The organism is Flavobacterium glucosi (genome assembly GCF_048286535.1).
Classification (GTDB): domain Bacteria; phylum Bacteroidota; class Bacteroidia; order Flavobacteriales; family Flavobacteriaceae; genus Flavobacterium.
This window is the reverse complement of the sequence record NZ_JBLVPK010000002.1, coordinates 153639-176819: the sequence shown is the minus strand read 5'-3', so window position 1 is coordinate 176819 and position 23181 is coordinate 153639. Positions and strand designations below refer to the sequence as shown.

The 23181-nt window shown below is 35.2% G+C and carries 20 protein-coding genes; 13 read left to right on the top strand and 7 right to left on the bottom strand.

The genetic code is table 11. From position 1 onward, the window contains the following. Nucleotides 1-52: 52 nt before the first annotated feature. Both ACNQGD_RS03885 and ACNQGD_RS03880 read right to left on the bottom strand, forming a co-directional pair. Nucleotides 53-958 carry a DMT family transporter gene (locus ACNQGD_RS03885; protein WP_417998366.1) on the bottom strand — a complete coding sequence of 302 codons (906 nt, stop codon included), beginning with the start codon at nucleotides 956-958 and terminating at the stop codon, nucleotides 53-55. Then, on the bottom strand, nucleotides 951-1307 hold the full coding sequence (locus tag ACNQGD_RS03880; RefSeq protein WP_417998365.1) for an arsenate reductase family protein: 357 nt from the start codon (nucleotides 1305-1307) through the stop codon (nucleotides 951-953). Before ACNQGD_RS03880 ends, ACNQGD_RS03885 begins: the two co-directional genes overlap by 8 nt. Before the next feature lie 75 nt (nucleotides 1308-1382). On the opposite strand from ACNQGD_RS03880, the gene ACNQGD_RS03875 reads away from it, so the two are divergent. Next, entirely contained in the window at nucleotides 1383-1838 is a 456-nt protein-coding gene (locus ACNQGD_RS03875; protein WP_417995820.1) for a DinB family protein, read from the top strand. A gap of 102 nt (nucleotides 1839-1940) precedes the next feature. Here the strand turns inward: ACNQGD_RS03875 and ACNQGD_RS03870 are convergent, their stop codons facing one another. Beyond that, on the bottom strand, nucleotides 1941-2684 hold the full coding sequence (locus ACNQGD_RS03870) for a DUF3298 and DUF4163 domain-containing protein (protein ID WP_417995821.1): 744 nt from the start codon (nucleotides 2682-2684) through the stop codon (nucleotides 1941-1943). Between the two features lie 103 nt (nucleotides 2685-2787). Here ACNQGD_RS03870 and ACNQGD_RS03865 point away from each other — a divergent pair, with 103 nt between their 5' ends. Then, nucleotides 2788-3933 (top strand): cystathionine gamma-synthase, encoded by a 1146-nt coding sequence (locus tag ACNQGD_RS03865; RefSeq protein ID WP_417998364.1) that lies wholly within the window; start codon nucleotides 2788-2790, stop codon nucleotides 3931-3933. Between the two features lie 75 nt (nucleotides 3934-4008). On the opposite strand, the gene ACNQGD_RS03860 is transcribed toward ACNQGD_RS03865, so the two are convergent. Further along, on the bottom strand, nucleotides 4009-4812 hold the full coding sequence (locus ACNQGD_RS03860) for a THC0290_0291 family protein (protein ID WP_417995823.1): 804 nt from the start codon (nucleotides 4810-4812) through the stop codon (nucleotides 4009-4011). Nucleotides 4813-5087: 275 nt separating this feature from the next. Between ACNQGD_RS03860 and gdhA the strand changes: the two genes are divergently transcribed. The 9 genes from gdhA (at nucleotide 5088) to ACNQGD_RS03815 (ending at nucleotide 16863) form a co-directional block, all read left to right on the top strand. Further along, on the top strand, nucleotides 5088-6431 hold the full coding sequence (gdhA, locus tag ACNQGD_RS03855; RefSeq protein WP_417993697.1) for an NADP-specific glutamate dehydrogenase: 1344 nt from the start codon (nucleotides 5088-5090) through the stop codon (nucleotides 6429-6431). Nucleotides 6432-6613: 182 nt separating this feature from the next. Beyond that, a complete protein-coding gene (porZ, locus tag ACNQGD_RS03850) occupies nucleotides 6614-8902 on the top strand; it encodes a type IX secretion system anionic LPS delivery protein PorZ (RefSeq protein WP_417998363.1) in 2289 nt (762 codons plus the stop codon). Between the two features lie 72 nt (nucleotides 8903-8974). Next, on the top strand, nucleotides 8975-9688 hold the full coding sequence (recO, locus tag ACNQGD_RS03845; protein WP_417998362.1) for a DNA repair protein RecO: 714 nt from the start codon (nucleotides 8975-8977) through the stop codon (nucleotides 9686-9688). A 200-nt stretch (nucleotides 9689-9888) separates the two neighbouring features. Then, nucleotides 9889-10263 (top strand): hypothetical protein, encoded by a 375-nt coding sequence (locus tag ACNQGD_RS03840; protein WP_417998361.1) that lies wholly within the window; start codon nucleotides 9889-9891, stop codon nucleotides 10261-10263. Continuing rightward, the gene (locus tag ACNQGD_RS03835; RefSeq protein ID WP_417995827.1) at nucleotides 10253-10456 is read left to right on the top strand and encodes a helix-turn-helix transcriptional regulator; all 204 of its coding nucleotides are present in this window, start codon (nucleotides 10253-10255) and stop codon (nucleotides 10454-10456) included. The genes ACNQGD_RS03840 and ACNQGD_RS03835 overlap by 11 nt, the downstream gene beginning before the upstream one ends. Nucleotides 10457-10985: 529 nt before the next feature. Beyond that, nucleotides 10986-12023: an alpha/beta hydrolase gene (locus ACNQGD_RS03830; protein WP_417998360.1), complete on the top strand. Its 1038-nt coding sequence runs from the start codon at nucleotides 10986-10988 to the stop codon at nucleotides 12021-12023. A 311-nt stretch (nucleotides 12024-12334) separates the two neighbouring features. Next, nucleotides 12335-15793 (top strand): isoleucine--tRNA ligase, encoded by a 3459-nt coding sequence (ileS, locus tag ACNQGD_RS03825; protein ID WP_417998359.1) that lies wholly within the window; start codon nucleotides 12335-12337, stop codon nucleotides 15791-15793. 7 nt (nucleotides 15794-15800) lie between these two features. After that, nucleotides 15801-16181: a TraR/DksA family transcriptional regulator gene (locus tag ACNQGD_RS03820; protein ID WP_417993692.1), complete on the top strand. Its 381-nt coding sequence runs from the start codon at nucleotides 15801-15803 to the stop codon at nucleotides 16179-16181. A gap of 85 nt (nucleotides 16182-16266) precedes the next feature. Beyond that, the gene (locus ACNQGD_RS03815) at nucleotides 16267-16863 is read left to right on the top strand and encodes a lipoprotein signal peptidase (protein ID WP_417993691.1); all 597 of its coding nucleotides are present in this window, start codon (nucleotides 16267-16269) and stop codon (nucleotides 16861-16863) included. A 253-nt stretch (nucleotides 16864-17116) separates the two neighbouring features. Here ACNQGD_RS03815 and ACNQGD_RS03810 read toward each other — a convergent pair whose 3' ends face one another. Genes ACNQGD_RS03810 through ACNQGD_RS03800 form a run of 3 tightly spaced genes read right to left on the bottom strand, consistent with a single transcriptional unit; the run spans nucleotide 17117 to nucleotide 18897 of the window. Further along, a complete protein-coding gene (locus ACNQGD_RS03810) occupies nucleotides 17117-17314 on the bottom strand; it encodes a hypothetical protein (RefSeq protein ID WP_417993690.1) in 198 nt (65 codons plus the stop codon). 43 nt (nucleotides 17315-17357) lie between these two features. Beyond that, the gene (locus tag ACNQGD_RS03805) at nucleotides 17358-17924 is read right to left on the bottom strand and encodes a 5-formyltetrahydrofolate cyclo-ligase (protein ID WP_417998358.1); all 567 of its coding nucleotides are present in this window, start codon (nucleotides 17922-17924) and stop codon (nucleotides 17358-17360) included. After that, complete coding sequence (locus ACNQGD_RS03800) at nucleotides 17914-18897, bottom strand: succinylglutamate desuccinylase/aspartoacylase family protein (RefSeq protein WP_417993688.1); 984 nt, start codon at nucleotides 18895-18897, stop codon at nucleotides 17914-17916. The genes ACNQGD_RS03805 and ACNQGD_RS03800 overlap by 11 nt, the downstream gene beginning before the upstream one ends. A gap of 127 nt (nucleotides 18898-19024) precedes the next feature. Between ACNQGD_RS03800 and uvrC the strand changes: the two genes are divergently transcribed. Both uvrC and ACNQGD_RS03790 read left to right on the top strand, forming a co-directional pair. Beyond that, entirely contained in the window at nucleotides 19025-20824 is a 1800-nt protein-coding gene (uvrC, locus tag ACNQGD_RS03795; protein WP_417998357.1) for an excinuclease ABC subunit UvrC, read from the top strand. Nucleotides 20825-20898: 74 nt separating this feature from the next. Further along, complete coding sequence (locus ACNQGD_RS03790; RefSeq protein WP_417998356.1) at nucleotides 20899-23097, top strand: patatin-like phospholipase family protein; 2199 nt, start codon at nucleotides 20899-20901, stop codon at nucleotides 23095-23097. The last annotated feature ends 84 nt before the right edge of the window (nucleotides 23098-23181 follow it).

Here is a 23181-nt window from a genome sequence, read left to right as displayed (position 1 = left end):
GCGAGAGGGTATACTATAACCTACGATTTATGCGCTGAACACTACTAGCTGATTACGGAACACTCTTTTTCTGTGTTACCAAATAAACGCCGACAAATATCAAAACTGCCGAACCAATTTTCACCAAGCTCAATTCATCTTTGCCCAAGCGTATCGCAAAAATAGTGGCGAACAGCGGTTGTAAATAAATAAAAACGGCAACCGTGGTTGGTTTTAATTCTTTCATCGAAAGCAAATTCAGCAAATAGGTCAGGAAAGTCGAGAAAACCACCACAAATCCTATCTTCCAGCAAATATCCATGGGAACCAAAGCCCATTCAACAGCTTGAAATTGGCTCCAGCCAAAAGGTAAAACCATAATAAATCCGAACAAATAAATCCATTTTACAAACGTAAAGGCATTGTATTTATCCATTAATTTCTTGACGATAATCAGGTAGAATCCATAGGAAATAGCGTTGACTAAAACCAGAAAATTTCCTAAACCGGCATCGGTGGCGCTACCAATGGATTTCCCATACAAAATTAGAAAAGTAGTTCCTATTAAGCCAAGGATAATCCCAAAAATCATTCGTTTTTGCATGCGTTCCTTCATAATCAATGCCGAAAGTGTCAAGACAATCATCGGTGTTGAAACCATGATTACCGCCGCACTAATGGGAGAAGTAAGACTTAATCCTTTGAAAAACGTAAGCATATTAAACGCCACGCCAAAGAAAGCTGCTGCAATGATTCGAGGAAAATCATTCAGTGCAATTTTCTCGTTGGGGGCGAGGCGAAGCAATCTCATCATAAACCAAACCAGCCAAAATAATACCACAGAGCCGCCTACGCGCAACAAGATAAAACCATAGGCGTCAATGTAAAAGGGCATGACATCTTTGGCAATGGTAAACGTAACTCCATAAATTATGGAAACAAAGGTGGCGGCAATAAGTGCGAGATTTCTTTTAGACATTTGCAAAAGCAAGCATTACCTGATGCATGTTTTGTTGTGTGTTGCCAATGTAAATTTTTTCTTTAATAATAAAAACAGGACGACTCAAGAACGTATAATGTTCCAAAATGTATTTTTTGTAATCGTCTTCAGTCGACGATTTATTCTTCAAATCCATTGATTTGTATAACTGTGCTTTTTTGCTGAAAAGCGCTTCGTAACTTCCGGAAAGCTCCCGCATTTGTTCCAATTCCTCCAATGTAATCGGGTCTTGTTTGATGTCGTGAAACTGCAAGTTATGGTCTTTCGGTAATGATTTTATAATTTTTCTGCAGGTGTCGCAAGAAGCGAGATAATATATTTTGTCCATGTAAATAGCGATTTATTTGTGCAAAGAAAAATCATTTGGGATGGAAAATGATTAATTTTATCAAAAAAATAAAAAATGGATCAAACATTAGATGTCAATACCACAACCAGAAATATGGTTTCAAAATTTTTAACCGGATATACTTTAGAGCAACTCAATACAATTCCAGTTGGGTATAGTAACAATTTGATTTGGAATATTGGCCATATTATCGTGACACAGCAATTGTTAGTTTACAAACTTTCGGGTTTACCTATGCTGATTTCGGAGGAATTAGTCGAAAAATATAGAAACGGAACCAAACCGGAATCTATCACCACGCAGGCGGAGGTAGAAGAAATAAAGGCATTATTGTTTGAAACAATTTATAAAACCAAAGCCGATTTTGATAATAAAACTTTTAAGAATTTTAATGAATATCCTACGTCAACCGGTTTTACCTTAAGAACTGTTGAAGATGCATTGGTCTTTAATAATTTTCACGAAGGACTTCACATCGGTATTATGATGAACCTTAAAAAGTTTATTTAATAAATCATTTGTTTTAACTGCCATGATAATACACGTAAATAACAATCCTTTTTATTTGAAAAACTTAAAAAGGATTGTTGCAGTAAGCCAAATTAAAGACTCTTAAATAGTTATTAAATAAGCGTTTACCTCGTTGTAAGGCAATAACAATTCTTTAGGTCCGTCAGCATACGATGCAGCTTCATAGGAATTGTAATAAAGCAGCAGTCCTTTATCGGTATAAAAAATATTTTGGGGAAGATTGAATTTCTCGTCTTCAAACATTAATCCGGTTGCGTTTATAGATTTGTTTTCCGGGATTTTATATTTGGCTCTGAATTTTTTTTCGGCGAAAGCCGTAAAAGTATCCTTGTTATTAAACAGTTCGGCATTCGAAATGGATTTTCCGGTACTTGGGTCAAAAAGTAATGAACGCAACCCCTGATATCCGTGAGCGCCACCAGTGTAGGTGTAATGGTTGATTTCTATATTTAAAACACTTTCGGATTGGTATTTTACGCTTCCTTTAATTTCAGCTTCCCAGCCAAAGGTATCATTTGGAAATTCTTTTTGGAGTTTCTCATAGGAATCAATAAAGGAGGCTAGCAATCCATTGTAATCGGTTGATGTGTATGGCTTTTCGCCAAAATAAATAATCTCTTTCAATACCGAAAACACTTTTTTATTAATGCTGTCCGCCACAATAGGATCGTTTTTTGCAACAGGAATTTTTACAGTTATCTCAGGACAATTTTCTTTGCAGGGTAAAGTGGTTTTTTTCTGAAACGATTGGTCTTTAAAAGTCAATTCGTTAGAACAACCCGTAAGTAAAAAAAGGAATACAGCAAAAATTATAAAGTGTTTCATCTCAAAATTGTTAATTATATACAAAGGTATCTACTTGTGGCTTGGTTAAAATAAATTAAAAGGTAAATTTGTGATGTTATTTAGCATTTAAAATTAAAAAGATATGAAATTCAATACGAAGGTTATCCACGGTGGTCAGCATCATGATCCAAGTACGGGAGCAGTTATGCCACCAGTATATCAAACGTCAACATTTGTACAAACCAGTCCGGGACAGCCTATAAATCCAGATTATGAGTACAGTAGAGCTGCAAATCCTACCAGAAGCGCACTTGAAAATGCATTAGCAAGTATTGAAAATGGAACACGAGGATTGGCTTTTTCATCAGGATTAGCAGCTACAGATTGTGTTTTGCGTTCTTTTAAAGCGGGTGACGAAATCATTTCCATGGATGATTTGTATGGTGGGACCTATCGAATGTTTACCCGTATTTATAAAAATTCCGGCATAAAATTCCATTTTGTGGATATGAATGACATCGAGAAATTCAAGTCATTAATCAACGAAAATACGAAACTGGTTTGGGTAGAAACACCAACGAATCCTTTGATGAAATTGGCAGATATTCAAGAAATAGCCAAAATCACTAAGGAAAATAAAATCCTTTTTGCGGTTGATAATACTTTTGCAACGCCTTATTTACAAAAACCATTAGACTTGGGAGCAGATATCGTGATGCATTCCGCAACTAAATATTTAGGAGGTCATTCTGATGTTATTGCGGGTGCTTTGATTGTAAAAGAGGAAGCGCTTGGAGAACAATTGCATTTTCAACAATTTGCGACAGGAGCTACATTGGGACCAATGGATAGTTTCTTGGTATTAAGAGGAATTAAAACCTTGCATCTTCGTGTGGAAAGACATTGCGAAAATGGAGGGAAAGTGGTGGAGTTTTTGAATAATCATCCAAAAGTTAAAACAGTATATTATCCGGGATTACCAAGCCATCCGTATCATGAAATCGCCAAAAAACAAATGAGTGGTTTTGGAGGAATGGTGTCTTTTACTTTTATTTCCGGTAAAAAAGAGGATGCAATTGATTTTCTGGAAAAATTAAAAGTTTTCACTTTGGCTGAATCTTTAGGCGGCGTGGAATCATTAGCGAATCATCCGGCTTTAATGACGCATGCATCCATTCCGGAAGACAAACGAAAGGAAGTTGGTATTACAGATGATCTGGTTCGATTAAGCGTAGGTATAGAAGACGCTGACGATTTGATTGAAGATTTGAAACAAGCGTTAGCATAAATTAATAATAACAAAAACCCCAATTCTAAATTTCAGAATTGGGGTTTTGTTGTTTTTAAACGGTTGTTCAAATGGCTATTGTAAGTAATAAATATAACCCACATTGAGCCAAACCAACCAGTCATTCGCTTTATTTTCTTTGTAAAGTTCTGGGTTAGGATTTAAACCATCTACCCAATTGGAGAAGAAATATTGAAATCTTAAATCAACCATTAAATCCCGTAATGGGCTTAATTTATAACGAGTTCCCACACTGGAAACAACGGACCACACTGTTCCTCCTTCATTAGAAAATCCATAAGGGCGACCGTCTGTTGGAGTTAAATATTTAGGGAATGTGGTTAATGGAGTTCCTAATGGACCCAGAGTTGATGTGGCTTCGGCATTGTAATAACTGAATTGTCCACCAAGACTGACAAATGGTCCAAAGCTTCCTGTTCTAGCCGTGAAATCACGAATACTCAAAGGGAAAAATTCAAGTTGCATACCAATATTAGTTACTGCGGTTGTACCACTCATTGCTTTTAATTGCTCTTTCCCCAGCGAAGGCTTCCCTTCGGTCCATTCCCCAAAATGTTGTAATTCGGTTTTATTGTAAGAGAGTTCGGATCTTAATTTGAAATGGTCGTTAAAATAAGTTTCGGGTGTGTAGCAGTTACATTCTGCTTTATAGGAAAAGTTAAGGTAGTGAATAATCCCGATTCCGATTCCTGTATTTCCGGAGTTTGTAGAAAGATCATGGCGTTCTCCATAATCAGATTGAAAAGCAACGGGTCCCGCTATTATACCTATTTCATGCGAAAACCCACCGAATTGCGCATTTGAATCAAGTGAAAATCCAAAACAGATTAATAAAAGCAGGATTAATTTTCTGACCATTAGGGTTGTTTTCTAATCATGACAAATATATAAAAACATCATATACATATAAAGATAAAATAGAAATTAAAAATAAGCAGACAAATTCGTATTTAATTACGAAAGTGGTAGCCATTTGGTTTAAATGAGGATATCATAAACATAATTGTCTAAAAAAGGGTAATAAAAAGATAATTCTATTTAGAAATCGAAAAAAACAGCGTCCGAATATTTTTATAAAATGTATCTTTGTAAATGATAGCGAAATCGTTTTCTTAATCAATTATTTATAACCTATGTTACTAAAAGTAAATGATTTTATGGCTCAAGTTGAAGCCAAAAATCCAAATGAACCTGAATTTATTCAAGCTGTTAGGGAATTTGCTGAAACTGTAATTCCATTTATTGCAGAACAGAAAAAATACGACGGAAAAAATTTGCTTCTCAGAATAGCGGAGCCTGAAAGGTCGATTATATTTCGTGTTCCGTGGGTTGACGATAGCGGTGAAATCCAGGTTAATAGAGGTTTTAGAATTCAAATGAATTCTGCAATCGGGCCGTACAAAGGTGGAATTCGTTTTCATCATACTGTAAATTTATCAGTACTTAAATTTTTAGCCTTCGAACAAGTATTCAAAAATAGTTTGACGACTTTGCCAATGGGTGGAGGAAAAGGAGGATCTGATTTTGATCCACAAGGAAAATCTGATGGGGAAGTGATGCGTTTTTGCCAGTCTTTCATGACTGAATTGTGCAGACACATCGGACCGCAACTGGACGTTCCTGCAGGAGATATTGGAGTTGGAGCCAGAGAAATTGGATATTTATTTGGTCAATATAAAAGGATAAAAAATGAATTTACCGGAGTTTTAACGGGTAAAGGATTGGCTTATGGAGGTTCTTTAATCAGACCGGAAGCAACTGGATACGGAGTCGTTTATTTTGCGGAGCAAATGCTGAATACTATTGGTCAAAACATCAAAGGAAAAAGAGTCTCTATTTCTGGTTTTGGAAACGTTGCTTGGGGAGTAGCCTTGAAAGTAAATGATCTTGGAGGAAAAGTAGTTACTATTTCTGGTCCTGATGGTTATATTTATGATGAAGAAGGAATTTTTGGAGATAAAATTGACTTTATGCTGGAATTGAGAGCAAGAGGAGATAATAGAGCAGAAGCTTATTTAGAAAAATATCCAAAGGCAGTTTTCCACAAAGGAAAAAGCGTATGGGAAGTAAAAGTTGATGTTGCTATACCGTGTGCCACTCAAAATGAGTTGAATGAGGAGGATGCTAAAAACTTAATTGCAAACGGAGTTATTTGTGTAACTGAAGCGGCAAATATGCCATGTACTTTAGAAGCCATCAAATTGTTCTTGAAAGCTAAAGTACTTTTTGCTCCCGGTAAAGCAGCAAATGCTGGAGGTGTTGCAGCTTCAGGATTAGAAATGACACAAAACTCTATTCGTTTAAACTGGACCAGTGAAGAAGTAGATTCCAGATTAAAAGAAATCATGGTTGGGATACACAATCAATGTAAAAAATATGGGACTGACAAGGAAGGTTATGTCAATTATGTAAAAGGGGCAAATATTGCCGGATTTGTAAAAGTAGCGGATGCTATGCTTGCTCAAGGAGTGGTATAGGAATTTTAGATTTCTCATTTAAATCTAAAAATCATTTTAAAAAACCTTCTTCCGTTTGTTCGGGAGAAGGTTTTTTAGGTTTCTTTAAATTCTCTTGTGAGACGAAATCTGCAATCTAAAATCGGTACTCTAAAATCTAAAATCCTTTGTGTTATATTTGTAAACCAATATTGATGCAAATAATGAAAAAGAGCGTTTTATATTTTTTGCTTTTACTTTTTATCCAAATGGGTTTTGCCCAAAGCAACTTGTCGTGGCAAGGTTATTTCTCTTACAATGAAATTAAAGATGTATCAGAATCTGCAACGGCTGTTTTTGCTGCTTCAGAAAATGCCCTGTTTTCAAAAAGCGTAGCGACAAACGTAATAAAAACTACCAATACCATTGACGGTCTTTCCGGGCAAACAATTTCGGCGTTGTACTACAGTGCAGTATTCAATAAAACAATTGTAGGATACGAAAACGGACTGATAATCGTCATTAATGAAGCTGATGGGAGCATGCTGAATGTAGTCGACATTATCAATAAACAACTTCCTACAACTATAAAAAAAGTCAATCACTTCATGGAGTTTGAAGGTATTGCCTATGTCTCTTGTGATTTTGGAATTGTTCAATTTAATCTGGCTACCATGCAATTTGGGGATACTTATTTTATTGGTGACACTGGAGCCGAAATCAGGGTGAACCAAACAGCACTTTTTAATGGATCTATTTATGCCGCTACAAATAACGGGATAAGAAGAGCCGATATCGCTAATAAAAATTTAATCGATTACAATCAATGGGAAACAATTGCTACTGGAAATTGGTCTAACATTGTGACTTTTGGTACCGATTTGTATGCCATTACTACTGCGGGATACATTCATAAATTTAATTCGGTTTCCAATTCCTTTACTGGATTTATGGTTCTTTCTCAGCCTTCATTGGACATGAGAGCAACTGCTAATTATATAATAGTGACAACTTTGAGCAGTATTTATATTTACAACAATCAAATGGCTTTGGTGCGCCAAATAAATACAAATCAAATCCCGGACAGTAATCCAAGTTTTACGTGTGCTACAATAATTGGAGACGCAATTTTCATTGGAACAAAAGAAAATGGATTGATTACGGCTTCGCTTTCTTCGGCAGTAACTTTCGAAAACATAACGCCTATTGGTCCTTTGCGCAACAATATATTTGCGCTTCAAGCCACGACAAGTGCGCTTTGGACAGTTTACGGGGATTATTCGGCAGACTATAATCCGTATCCGTTAGACAGTTACGGTATCAGTAAATTTAGTGCAACAGGATGGTTGAATATTCCGTATGTAGACGTTTTAGGAGCACAATCGATGACCAGAATTACGGTAAATCCCAGCAGTGAAAACGAAGTATATGCGAGTTCTTTTTTCTCGGGTTTGCTAAAAATAGAAAATGATAAACCTACAATTTTATACAATCAAACCAATAGTGGTCTGGAATCGTTAACCTATTTGGGACCAAGTTACATTGATGTCAGAATAAATGGAGCGGTATTCGATAAATCAGGAAATCTTTGGGTGAATAACAGCAGGATAAAAAATGGATTGAAAGTATTTAGAGCCAACGGACAATGGCAAAGCTATTCAATGGATAATATTTTGGATTCCAGTATCAATACTAGTTTGGGTCGAATGGTTATTGATAAAAATGGAACAAAATGGCTGTGTACTAATGGTGATGGAGTTGTTGGTTTTAACGAAATCAATAATGTCTTTAAAAAATTAACAACAGGGCCAGATACCGGAAATTTGCCAATTTCAGATGTAAGGGCGCTTGCTGTGGACACCAGAAACCAACTTTGGATCGGAACTACAAAAGGATTGCGGGTTTTACCCAATGTAGGTAGTTTTCAAGCGGAAGACCAGCTGAAGGCCAATCCCATAATTATTTTAGACGATAATCTGGCGCAAGAGTTATTATACGAGCAATTTATTACGGATATTGCTGTTGATGGTGCCAATAATAAATGGATTGGAACTGCCGATTCTGGTTTGTTTCTTGTTTCGCCAAACGGTCAAGAAACCCAATATCATTTTACGATAAATAATTCGCCGTTGCCCAGCAATGTTATCAATGACATTGATATTAATAGTGCTACGGGCGAGGTTTTTATAGCTACAGCCAAAGGGTTGGTTTCTTTCAAAGGAACTGCGACTGCGCCAAATGATGATTTAAGCAATGCCTTTGTGTATCCAAATCCAGTGCGGCCGGAGTATCAAGGAACGGTTAAAATTGCCGGATTACTGGATAAAGCCACTATTAAAATTACGGATATTGAAGGAAATCTGGTGTATGAAACCATTTCTGAAGGCGGAACAATAGAATGGGACACGACAGCTTTTGGAAAATACAAAGTAGCTTCGGGTGTGTACATGATTTTTATTTCGGCACAAGACGGAGTGGAGACTAAAATTAAAAAAGTAATGATAATCAGGTAATTTGTTTTTGGTTTTGAGTTTGGTTTGTCGTCACAATCTGAAACTTTAAACGTTAAACTTTAAACAAAAAAAATGCTCGTAAAAACCAAAGCCATAGTCCTTTCGTCTTTAAAATTTCAAGAGAAAAGCTTGATTGTGAAATGCTTTACGCTGTCTCATGGTTTGAAATCGTATTTTGTTCGGGATGCTTTTTCGAGCCGAAAAGCGAATCAGAAAATTGCCTACTTCCAGCCGTTGACGATTCTCGAAATTGAAGCGGTTCATAAAAACAAAGGCACTTTAGAAAACTTTAAGGAAATAAAAATTGCCTCCCCTTTTCATTCGATACATTCGGATATTTACAAAAGCACGATTGTGATGTTCATTTCTGAAATGTTGCACCACTCGATTCACGAGGAGGAAGAAAATGAGCCTCTTTTTACTTTTCTCGAAACGGCTTTGCAGTGGTTGGACAATCATGATGAAATTGCTAATTTTCATCTCATTTTATTATTAGAAACCACAAAATATTTGGGTTTTTATCCTGATATTTCTGATATGGACATGCCTTTTTTCGAAATGACCGAAGGTGTTTTTACCCCTTTTCATGCCATCAGTTCGCTCACGGAACATGAAAGTAATTTATTTAAAAAACTGATTGATTTAAAATTCGATAACAATCAAAAAATATTCCATGTCATTGAAAGACAAATTGTTTTAAGGATACTAATTGATTACTACAGTTTTCATTTGGACGGTTTTAAAAAACCAAAATCCTTAGACGTTTTAAAGGAAGTTTTCTCTTAGAATTTAATTTTCTGGTGAAAATATAATTTTGCATTATAAAGTAAAGTATATTTGTCTTTTAATCAAGTTTGTTGTTCTTTATGGAAAACAAGCTTTAACTACTTAACTTTACGGAACCAAAAGTAAAACAAGCAGGAGATATTGAAAAAATTGATAAATATATAAGTTATCAATTACCCAACAGATTTAAAATTATTGGTTTGGTGTTATTTATTGCTTCGATTTTATCAATTATTACGTCTCTTAAGCTTTATATGCTGGATGTTAAGTACCACGAATTATTTGAAAGAATCGCTTTGTCAGGATCCGTTTTAGGATTACTTATAATTTCAATTTCAAGAGAGAAAATAGATGATGAATTAATTGCAAAAATCCGAATGCAATCCTATAATTATGCTGTAGTAATGACAGTGATAGTCTATTTGGCATTACCATTTATTCACTTTGCCATTAAGTCAATCTTTTTATTAATGCCTAAAATAGAAGGTAGTAAAGACCTTTCGGTATTAGGACTTTTAATTGCGATTCAAATTCTAACTTTCAGGAAGTTAAAAAGAGCATACGATGAAAAATAGACTAAAAGTAGAACGCGCCATTTTAAATATTACCCAAGAAGAATTAGCAGAAAAGATAGGCGTTTCTAGACAAACAATAAATTCAATTGAAACCAATCGGTTTGTGCCATCAACAGTTCTGGCATTAAAATTATCAAGGTTGTTTAGAAAATCAGTTAATGATTTTTTTGAGCTGGATGATGATGACAAATAAGGGTTAAACACTTCACATCCATAAGAAATTGCAGTAAATGCAAAGTTTTTAAAAACAAAATCGCTTTAGAAAATTTTAAGGAAATAAAAATTTAAAAAACCAAAACCGCTGGAGGTTTTGAAAGAGGTGTTTTCTTGACATTTAGTTTAAATCTTAAGGTGTTCTAAAATTGATTTAGATTAATAATTTTTAATTTTTGCTGTATTTAAATCAATTGAATTGGTTGTAAATATTTTTTTGTTAAATTTAATTTTAAAAAATATAGCTTCTTTTAAAAGAAGCTATATTTTTTAAAATTCGATAATAATTAATTGCTATATTTGATGTAATAAGTATTTATTATATTTTTAACCTACTAGAAATCAGTTTTTTGACTATCCAAGTCTTTTTTAAGTAAGCCGGTTAATATATTGTTAGGCACATTTTAAAACTCCATATCTTAAGGATAATTTGTTACAGCAGAGGTCCCAGTTTTTTTGAATTCACTTACAGAGTATTAAATTATACCTTTAAATTTAAAATAGATCAAATGAAATCAAAATTAAAAAAAGTAGGAACATTATTGTTAGCAATTGCTTTCTCCAGTGAAGTGTCCGCACAAACAAAGGATGCATCGAAGGATCCTAATATTGAAAGCAATATTAGAGGATTTCTTAAAGTGCTAAATTCGGGAACAGGCAAGCCGTTAGAGCAGTTGTCTCCTGTCGAAGCGAGAAAAGTACTTGTAGATGCACAAGCGTCTATCAAGGTTGATATGTCTGGTATAACTGTTACAGATAAGATAATTGTCGAGGACGGACAAAGCATTAAAATAAATATCGTGAAGCCTGAAAATGCAAAAGGCATATTACCGGTATTTATGTTTTTTCATGGCGGGGGCTGGGTGCTTGGGGATTTCCCTACTCATCAACGAATGGTTAGAGACTTAGTGGTAGCATCTGGTGCGGCGGCAGTGTTTGTTAATTACACTCCCTCTCCCGAAGCGCATTATCCTGTTGCCATCACTCAAGCTTATAATGCTACAAAATGGGTAGCGGAACACGGGAAAAAAATTGGGGTTGACGGTAAACGCCTCGCAGTTGCGGGAAATAGTGTTGGAGGAAACATGGCTACTGTTGTTGCATTAATGGCTAAAGAAAAAAAAGGACCAGAGATTAAATTACAAGTTTTATTTTGGCCGGTGACCAATGCTAATTTTGAAACAGAGTCATATAACTTGTTTGCTAAAGACCGATTCCTGACTAAGAATTTAATGATGTGGATGTGGGATAATTATACAACAGATTCTAAACAGCGTAAAGAAATTTATGCTTCCCCATTGTTAGCTACTACCAGCCAGTTGAAAGGATTGCCACCCGCATTAGTTCAAACTGCGGAAAATGATATTCTAAGAGACGAAGGAGAAGCGTATGCTCGTAAATTAGATGAAGCAGGAGTAAAAGTCACCGCAACTCGTTACAATGGAATGATCCATGATTGGGGTTTGCTAAATGCAATAAGTACAGTCTCCGGCACAAAATCAGCTTTGTTGCAAGCCGCTGCGGAATTAAAAAATGCACTTAAATAGCTTTAGATTTTATAACAATAGCTAAATGTAAGTTTTATAAAAGCATCCTGAATCCTAAATTTAGGATGTTTTTTATATTTATCCTATGTCCATTTTTTAAGGTCCAGCTACTAAAATAGAAATTTATTGCTTTTTTATGGGTTTAAAAAAGTATTTTCTACCATTTTATTTGTGCTGTTCATTTTGATTTTTATTCCTTTTATACCTCATAGAAGCATTCCAATGCTTTCGTTAACGCAAAAAATCATCACTCATCACTCAAAACTCATAACTATTTATTACTTTCGCACCTCGATTTAGAAAAGGACAAAATGAGCGCAAAATTTACTGAATACAAAGGACTTGACTTACCAACTGTAGCGTCAGAAGTACTTGATTTTTGGAAGAAAGAAAATATATTTGAGAAAAGTGTAACCACCCGTGAAGGGAACCCACCATTCGTGTTTTTTGAAGGCCCGCCTTCGGCAAATGGATTACCTGGAATTCACCACGTAATGGCGCGTGCGATTAAAGATATTTTTTGCAGATATAAAACTCAAAAAGGGTTTCAAGTGAAGCGTAAAGCTGGCTGGGATACGCATGGTTTGCCTGTGGAATTGGGTACTGAAAAAGAATTAGGAATCACCAAAGAAGATATTGGAAAGACCATTTCTATTGAAGAATATAACGAAGCGTGTAAAAAAACCGTGATGCGTTATACAGACGTATGGAATGATTTGACTGAAAAAATGGGTTATTGGGTAGATATGGAAGATCCGTATGTGACCTACAAATCCAAATATATGGAAACGGTTTGGTGGATTTTGAAACAAATCTACAATAAGGATTTGATGTACAAAGGCTACACCATTCAGCCGTATTCTCCAAAAGCAGGAACCGGATTGAGTTCACACGAAGTAAACCAACCGGGAAGTTATAGAGATGTAACAGATACGACTGTTGTGGCGCAATTTAAGGTGATTGATGCGCACAAAGAAGTGTTGTTCTCTAAGTTTTACGATTATATAAGTTCTAATAATTTACTGCATTACAAGTTAGAAGCTTTGGATTTAGAGGAAATCTTTATCTTAGCTTGGACCACAACGCCTTGGACTTTGCCAAGTAATACGGCGTTGACTGTAGGGCCAAAAATTGAATATGCTTTAGTAAAAACATTCAATCAATATACGTTTCGTCCGGCAACATTGATTTTGGCTAAGAATTTAGTTGGAAAACAATTTGGGAAAGGCTTCTTCGAAAGTGCTGATCCAGCTGATTTTGAAAACTTCAAGGAAGGCGATAAGAAAATTCCGTATCAGGTTTTGGCGGAATGCAAGGGAACTGATTTAGTTGACATTCGATACGAACAATTAATGCCATTAGTGCTTCCGTATCAGAATGCTGAAAATGCTTTTAGAGTAATTTCAGGAGATTTTGTAACTACCGAAGATGGAACAGGAATTGTGCATACTTCGCCTACATTTGGTGCTGATGATGCTAAGGTAGCTAAAGAAGCTACGCCAGAGATCCCTCCAATGTTAGTTTTAGACGAAAATGGAACTCCGGTTCCGTTAGTGGATTTACAAGGAAAATTTACCTCACATCTTGGAGAATATGCGGGTAAATACGTGAAAAATGAATATTACAATGACGGTGAAGCGCCAGAGCGTTCAGTAGATGTTGAAATAGCCATTCGATTAAAAGAAGAAAATAGAGCGTTTAAAGTAGAGAAATACGTCCACAGTTACCCACATTGCTGGAGAACGGACAAGCCAATTTTATATTATCCACTGGATTCTTGGTTTATAAAAATCTCGGAAGTTAAAGACCGAATGTTTGACTTGAACGAAACCATCAACTGGAAGCCAAAAGCTACCGGAGAAGGACGTTTTGGGAATTGGTTGAAAAACGCCAATGACTGGAATTTATCGCGATCCAGATTCTGGGGAATTCCATTGCCAATCTGGAGAACTGAAGACAAACAAGAAGAAATCTTAATAGGTTCTGTTGAAGAATTATACAACGAAATCGAAAAATCAATAGCAGCTGGTTTCCAACAACAAAATCCTTTCAAAGGGTTCGAAATAGGGAATATGGCAGAATCAAATTACGATTTAGTTGATTTACATAAAAATGTAGTTGATGAAATCACATTGGTTTCGGCTTCTGGAAAACCAATGATGCGTGAAGCAGATTTGATTGACGTTTGGTTTGATTCGGGTTCCATGCCGTATGCGCAATGGCATTATCCTTTTGAAAACAAAGATAAAATAGATGAGAATAAAGATTTTCCAGCGGATTTCATTGCCGAAGGAGTGGATCAAACACGCGGTTGGTTTTATACGTTGCACGCCATTGGAACATTAGTTTTTGATAAAGTAGCGTATAAAAATGTGGTTTCTAACGGATTGGTTTTAGACAAAAACGGACAAAAAATGTCCAAACGTTTAGGAAATGCCGCAGATCCGTTCGAAACATTAAAAGAATACGGTCCAGATGCGACCCGTTGGTACATGATAGCGAATGCGAATCCTTGGGACAACTTGAAATTTGACTTAGAAGGAATCGCTGAGGTTCGCAGAAAATTCTTTGGAACCTTGTACAACACGTACTCATTTTTTAGTTTGTATGCCAATATTGATGGTTTCAAATTTGAAGAAGCGGAAATTCCGTTAAACGAAAGACCGGAAATTGATCAATGGATCATGTCAGAATTGCACACTTTGATAAAAGAAGTGGATGGTTTTTATGCGGATTATGAACCAACGAAAGCTGCTCGTGCAATTTCCGAATTTGTACAAGAAAACTTAAGTAACTGGTACGTTCGTTTGTGCAGGAGACGCTTCTGGAAAGGGGAATATGCACAAGACAAAATCGCGGCTTATCAAACCTTATATACCTGTTTGTTAACCATAAGTAAACTGGGTGCGCCTATCGCTCCATTCTTTATGGACAAACTTTACAGAGACTTAACTTTAGCAACACAGTCAGAAAAATATGACAGTGTACATTTGGCGGAGTTTCCAATTTCGGTTGAAAACTATGTTAATAAAATGTTAGAGAGCAAAATGCAGAAAGCACAAACCATTTCATCATTGGTTTTATCACTCCGAAAAAAGGAAATGATAAAGGTACGTCAACCGTTGCAAAAGGTAATGATTCCAGTACTTGACGACAATCAAAGGGCTGAAATTGAGGCTATTTCTGACCTTATAAAAGCAGAGGTAAACGTAAAAGAAATCGCACTTTTGGACGATGCTTCCGGTGTTTTGGTGAAACAGATTAAGCCTAATTTTAAGACACTAGGGCCTCGTTTTGGAAAGGATATGGGCTTGATTTCTAAGGAAATACAAGGGTTTTCGAAAGAGCAAATCAGTCAATTAGATAAAGAAGGAAGTCTAAATGTTGTTATTGGAGGAAATAACGTAATTTTAACATTAGAAGATGTAGAAATTACATCACAAGATATTGAAGGTTGGTTAGTTGCCAACTCAAACGGAATAACGGTTGCGCTTGACATTACAATTTCACCAGTGCTAAAACAAGAAGGAATTGCCAGAGAATTAGTAAACAGAATCCAGAATATCCGTAAAGATTCGGGATTTGAAGTTACGGATAAAATTAAAGTTCAATTGAAAAGAAATGGAATTTTAGAAGAGGCGATTCTTAAAAATGAAGCGTATATAAAATCAGAAACATTAACCAGCGATTTGGTTTTTGTAGATGAAATAGAAAACGGGACAGAAATTGAATTTGATGATATAAAAACAATGATATTAATTTCAAAATAATATAAAGATGGTAGATGAAGCTACAAAATACTCTGATGCTGACTTAGCAGAGTTCAAACAGATAATCCTTAACAAAATTCAAAAAGCACAATTAGATTTAGATTTGATAAAAAGTGCGTATATGAACGACTTAAATAATGGAACTGACGACACTTCGCCAACATTTAAAGCATTCGAAGAAGGAAGCGAAACAATGTCTAAAGAAGCAAACTCACAACTGGCGATTCGTCAGGAGAAGTTTATCCGTGATTTGAAAAATGCACTCTTTCGTGTTGAAAATAAAACATACGGAATTTGTAAAGTTACAGGAAAATTAATTGGGAAAGAAAGATTGAAAATCGTTCCTCATGCAACAATGAGTATCGAAGCAAAGAATTTGCAACGATAAACGGCTTGTTAAACAAGATTTAACGCTCCATAGGGAGCGTTTTTTTTGATTAAATTGTTATTTTTGCGCCATTAAAATTTATAAAATGTCATTACGAAAAGCGTATCTCCTTATTTTTATCTTATTGCTTGTTGATCAAGTTTCTAAAATTTACATTAAAACTAATTTTATTTTAGGTGAAGAAGTTGAAGTATTCAAATGGTTCAAAATTCTGTTCATTGAAAATGAGGGGATGGCATGGGGAGTTCAAATTCCTGGAGCTTATGGAAAATTATTTTTAACTCTTTTTAGAATCGCCGCTGTTGGTGGAATTGGATATTGGTTGTGGGATTCAGTTAAAAAGAAGAGTTCAGATTATTTAATTATTGCGATTTCATTAATCCTTGTTGGTGCTTTCGGGAACATCATCGATTCTGTTTTTTACGGAGTTGTTTTTGATGACAGTCAACAACAATTAGCAACTTTATTTTCGGATCAACCTTATGGAACTTGGTTTCACGGAAAAGTGGTTGATATGTTTTACTTTCCTTTTTGGCACGGAAATTTACCAAGTTGGTTGCCAATTTGGGGCGGAAGAGAATTTACTTTTTTCAATGCTATTTTCAACGTTGCCGATATGGCTATTTCTACAGGAGTTGGAATCTTGATTTTTTTCAACAAAAAAGCATTTCATCACAATTAGATTCGAAGTTATTCACAATATAAAAAAAGACCTATTCATATTGGAGGGCACTGAAAAACTACCTATAAATAAAAGGGCTTAAACTTTAAATCAGTTTAAGCCCTTCTCTTTGCTATATTTTCATACTTAAAAGTTTTTAAACTTGATTAAGCGATTCACAGAGCGTTTATTCCGTTTTCCCATCAAGATTTTGTAGGAATTTTTTCTAGCGGGACTTTTTCAGTGCCCTCCAATATGAACAGGTCTTTTTTTATTAATTTTTATTTTGTCCGGGTGCGTAACGTTTAGCGCTTTTGCCTCCATATATTTTTTTAGCTTGTCCTGGTGGAAGTTTTTTAGCATTATAGGAAGATCTACTGGTTCCAGTGTGAATGCTGCAGTTTGAAAATGAAACTACAAATAGGATAACCATAATACTTACGGCAAATCTTGATTTTTTAAATGTTCTCATAACTTGATTAGATTTTATCTGTTGCGAAAGTACGGATTAAAAATTAAAAAGAGTGAACTTCATTTGGAGTCACACAATAATCCAGTTTTATATCACCTTCAAAAACATCGGTAATCAATTCTTCGGGTTCAAAGAAAGAAAGACCAATTTTGATTACTTCCGGTTTGCATCCGGATAAAAATTTATCATAAAACCCTTTGCCATAGCCCACACGATGTCCTTTTTTATCGAAAGCCAAAAGCGGTACAAAAACCACATCAATTTTATGAGAAGGAACTTCAATTCCATCAACAGGTTCTGGAATGTTGTATTGGTTTTTCTTGATTTTAGTGTTGTCCGTCAATAAGAAATGTGTCATGTTTCGAGTTGCAAAATCAGCTTTGGAAACAATAATCTCTTTGTCTTTTCCGGATAGTAAGTGAAGAATGAATTCGGTATTGACCTCTTTTTGTTCTGTAATAGGCAGGAAAATATGGAAATAGGTTTTCTCCCAAATAGGAAGTGTCAGTATTTTATTGGCGACAGCCAAACTCATTTTCTCAATTTCATTTTCGGAAAGTGAATTTCGTAAGTTTTTGGATTTGAGTCGCAATTGTTTTTTATTCTTCATCCTCTTCAGTGGTGTTTGACAGGTGGTAGATAGCATCGCCTTCGTAAACTATTGGGGAATGATTGGCGTTGATTACGTAACCATCATTTGGCGCTTTCACTTTTCGTTCAAACTTTCCGTACGGATCAGTTATGGTGGCTAGAATTGTTCCCTTTTGTACAAAATTACCAACAGTATTATAATCGTGCAATAATCCGGAGCACTTGGCTCTAATCCAGCCTGATTTTTCAATATAGATGGAAGGTGATTTTGGTTTGATTATGGTATGTTTTGGGTCCAACATGCCAAGGTGTGACAATAGTCGTTTTGCACCATTAACTCCTTCATCGGCTATAGCGTTATTAATATCTAATGATTTTCCACCTTCAAAAAGCAGCATTTTTACATTCATTTTTTCGCTGGAGCTTCTGAAAGAACCTGAAATATTTTTAGAATACAAAGTGAATGGCGCATTAAAAACATCGGCTAATATTTTTAATTGTTCATTGTTTTGAATAAGACGAATTTGTGGCGCATTGAATCGACTGGCACCACCAGCATGAAAATCTACAGCATATTGTACAATTGGCATAATCTCCGTTAAAATATGAAAGGCAAATCTACTGGCTAATGATCCGGTTTTACTACCCGGAAAAACGCGATTTAAATCCCGGCCATCAGGAAATTCTCTGGATTTATTAACAAATCCATATACGTTTATAATTGGAATACAGATGATTGTACCTTTTTTTGGTCGGTTGATTTTTTTACTGATCAATTGCCTAACGATTTCGACACCATTAATTTCATCCCCATGAATTCCAGCGGAGAAAAGTACTATGGGACCATCAATTTTAGAGCGTCTTACAATAACGGGGATGTTTAGTTTCGTGGTGGTGTGTAGCCTGGCGATTTCGACATTGATAGTTTTATTCTCGCCGGGAACAATGCTTTCGCCGAAAATTACTATAGGTGTGGTATTCGTTTTTATCATGGGTTCTTGAAAGTATAAAAATAGGGATAATTACGAATTAGAAACTAAAATTCTGATAAAAATTTCGCCAGAAAGATTTAAACAGTATTGATTTGTATTTCGGGATTATTGAGATTAACTTTGTTATATGAATCCAACAACTTTAGCTCTCCAAATCCAAACCTTACCGGATAATCCAGGCGTATACCAATATTACGATAAGGAAGGGAAAATTTTGTATGTGGGCAAGGCCAAAAATTTAAAAAAAAGAGTTGCTTCGTATTTCAACAAAATTCATGACACGGCCAAAACCAATGTGCTCGTAAAGAAGATCGTCACTATAAAACACATTGTGGTTCCTACGGAAACAGATGCGCTTTTATTGGAAAATAATTTGATAAAAACCTTGCAGCCACGGTACAATGTATTGTTGCGAGATGACAAAAGTTATCCGTGGTTGTGTATCAAGAAAGAACCTTTTTCTCGAATATTTGCCACTCGAAGAATGGTCAAAGATGGGTCGGAATATTTTGGGCCATATACCAGTTTTAAAACGGTAAGTACTATTTTAGACTTGATTAAAGAGTTGTATCCGCTTCGAACATGCAATTATGATTTGAGTAAAAGCAATATCGAAAGCGGGAAATTTAAGGTTTGTCTCGAATACCATATTGGAAATTGCATGGGACCTTGTGAAGGTCACGAAACGTTAGAAAATTATCAAAAGCAGGTTGATGCGATTCGCGAAATTTTGAAAGGAAATTTCAAAGAGAGTATGAAGGATTTCAAACGGGTGATGACCAATCTGGCCGCCGATATGCATTTTGAAGAAGCCCAAAAAATAAAAGAAAAAATAGAAGTTCTTGAAAATTACCAATCGCGTTCTACGATTGTAAATCCAAAAATCACCAATATCGATGTCTTTTCGATAGTTTCGGATGAAAGTGCAGCGTATGTGAATTTCCTGCAAATTTCTCATGGTTCGATTATTCGTTCGCACACGATGGAAATTAAAAAGAAATTGGATGAACCCGATGAAGAATTATTAGAATTGGCGATTGTCGAGTTGAGAGAACGTTTTCAATTGTTGTCTCGGGAAGTTATCGTTCCGTTTTCCGTTGATTTGGGTGAAAATATCAAAATCACAGTTCCGCAATTGGGAGACAAAAAGCAAATTTTGGATTTGTCCATTCGCAACGCTAAATTTTACCGAATCGAACAGTTGAAACAACTTCAAATTGTAGATCCGGATCGCCATACGAAAAGAATTATGGCACAAATGCAAAAAGACTTGCGATTGCCAGTGGAACCAAGACACATTGAATGTTTTGATAACTCAAATATTCAAGGAACAAATCCTGTGGCGGCTTGTGTGGTTTTTAAAGATGGAAAACCAAGCAAAAAGGATTACCGCCATTTTAATATAAAAACGGTTGAAGGGCCGGATGATTTTGCTTCGATGACCGAAGTGGTTTACAGAAGATACAAACGATTGCTGGACGAAAAACAACCTTTACCTAATTTAATAATTATTGACGGTGGAAAAGGGCAATTATCAGCAGCATTAAAAAGTCTTGATGAATTGGGATTACGAGGAAAAATAGCCATTATTGGAATAGCCAAAAGACTGGAAGAGCTATTTTATCCTGGCGATTCTATTCCGTTGTACTTAGATAAAAAATCAGAAACCTTGAAGATAATACAGCAATTGCGAAACGAAGCACACCGTTTTGGGATTACGCATCACCGGGACAAAAGGAGTAAAGCAGCGCTGAATTCCTCGATAGAATCCATTCCCGGCATTGGCGAAAAAACAATGTTGGCTTTGATTCAACATTTTAAAAGTGTTAAAAGATTGAAATTAGCGTCAGAAAAAGAAATTTCGGACGTTATAGGTATGTCTAAAGCCAAAAAAATTACCGAATTTTACAAGGCTACAAATGAATGATTAATTTAGATTATTGATGTTTAAGCAAATGATATCTGATCTTGCTAAATTCTCTTATTACCAAATTGCTATCTATGAAGAAAATCACGCTGTTACTGATTGTTTTTGCTAGTTTGACTGTGTTTTCGCAAGAGCAAAAAAAACCAAAAATAGGTTTAGTTTTAAGTGGTGGAGGAGCAAAAGGATTTGCGCATATTGGTGTTTTGAAAGTGTTGGAAGAAGCGGGTGTCAAGATCGATTACATTGGCGGAACCAGCATGGGAGCAGTAATTGGCGGTCTGTATGCTTCGGGATACAATGCGAACCAGATTGATTCTATTTTTCAGGCGACAAATTTCAATGAATTAATAAACGATTTTATCCCCAGATCTTCCAAAAATTTCTACGAAAGAAGAAACGACGAATTGTATGCGTTGGTTTTACCGTTTAATAAGATGAAAATTGGAATTCCGGAGGCATTGTCAAAAGGAATGTACAATTATAACTTATTGAGTAGGATTACCAGAAATGTAAGAGATGTAAAGGATTTTAATAAGCTTCCAATTCCTTTTTTATGTATTGGTACCAACATAGAAACAGGGGAAGAAGTCTTGTTGAATAAAGGCAACTTAGCTCAAGCGATGATCGCGAGCTCTGCATTTCCCTCTTTGTTTTCTCCTGTTGAAATTGATGGAAAAATCTTAGTTGATGGGGGAGTTGTTAATAATTATCCCATTGAGGAAGTACGAAAATTGGGGGCGGATATTATTATAGGGGTTGATGTTCAAAATGATTTATTGGACAGGACACAACTCAAGGATGCGACTAAGATTTTAGTGCAAATTACTAATCTTCAATCTATAGAGCGAATGAAGAGAAATGTGAGTGACACCGATATTTATATTCGACCGGACGTAACACAATATGGTGTAATTTCTTTTGACAAAGGAAAAGAAATAATTAGAAAAGGGGAAGAAGCAACTTTTGCGGTTTATGAACAAATAAAAAAAATTGTTGATGAGTCCAATCCGTATCGGAAGCCAAAGCTTAAATTTTATTCGGATAGCTTGCAGATAGGAGCTATAAACAGCAATGAATTAGATAATTATACAAAAGAGTATATCATTAGTAAGTTAAAATTCAAACCAGGAACAAAGACTTGTTATGATGATTTGTTAAAGGGAATTAATAATATCAATGCCACTCAAAATTTTAGTGCGATCTCATATTCATTGGAACCTAATAAAGAGGATGTAGATCTGAATATCAGTTTAACAGAAAATACAACAAAAACGTATTTGAAATTCGGATTGCATTATGATAATTTATTCAAAAGTGGTGTTTTGGTAAATTTGACCCGAAAAAAAACACTTTTTAAAAACGATATTGCTTCTCTTGATGTTGTTTTAGGAGATAATATTAGATATAATTTAGACTACTATATTGAAAATGGATTTAATTTAAGTTTTGGTTTTAAATCGAATTACAATCAATTTAATAGAAATATTGCCAGAGAAATAAGCAGTTTGAATTTAGAAGGTTTAGGGATTAATTCTATCAATGTGGATTTCATGGATCTCACGAATCAAGCCTATTTTCAATCTTTATTTGTTCAAAAATTTTTAATTGGAGGAGGAGTTGAGTTGAAATATTTAAAGATAAAATCCGAAACATTGTCCAATGTTGACCCAACGATTGACAATAGTAATTACCTAAGTCTTTTCGGATATATGAAATTTGATTCTTTTGATAATAAATATTTCCCTAAAAACGGTTGGTATTTCACCGGAGATATTCAATCGTATTTGCTCTCGTCTAACTATACCGGTGATTTCAAACCCTTTTCGATTGCTAAAGCTGATTTTGGTGTAGCAGCTTCCTTGTTCAAAAACGCAACAGTAAAATTTCAAACGGATGCTGGGTTTTCTTTTGGTCAGGAAAGTGTTTCTTTTTTTAATTTTATTTTGGGTGGGTATGGATATAATCCGCTTAATAACTTCAAATATTTGTATGGATACGATTATTTGAGTATTGCGGCTAATAGTTATATAAAATCTACAGCAACTGTTGATTATGAGTTTTATAAGAACAATCATTTCAATTTTTCGGCAAACTTCGCTAATATTGGAGACAGAATTTTCGAAACAGTGGATTGGATTTCAATCCCAAAATATTCAGGTTATGCCGTAGGTTATGGGTTAGAAACGGTTATAGGACCTATAGAAATAAAATACTCTTGGTCGCCGGAGCAACCCAAAGGCTTTACTTGGTTCAGTATTGGGTTTATGTTTTAATTGTAATTTAAGTCAATAATAATTCCGATATTTGTTATTATGAAAACAACTTGGAGCGGTTTATTAGGATATCTGCAATTTCTG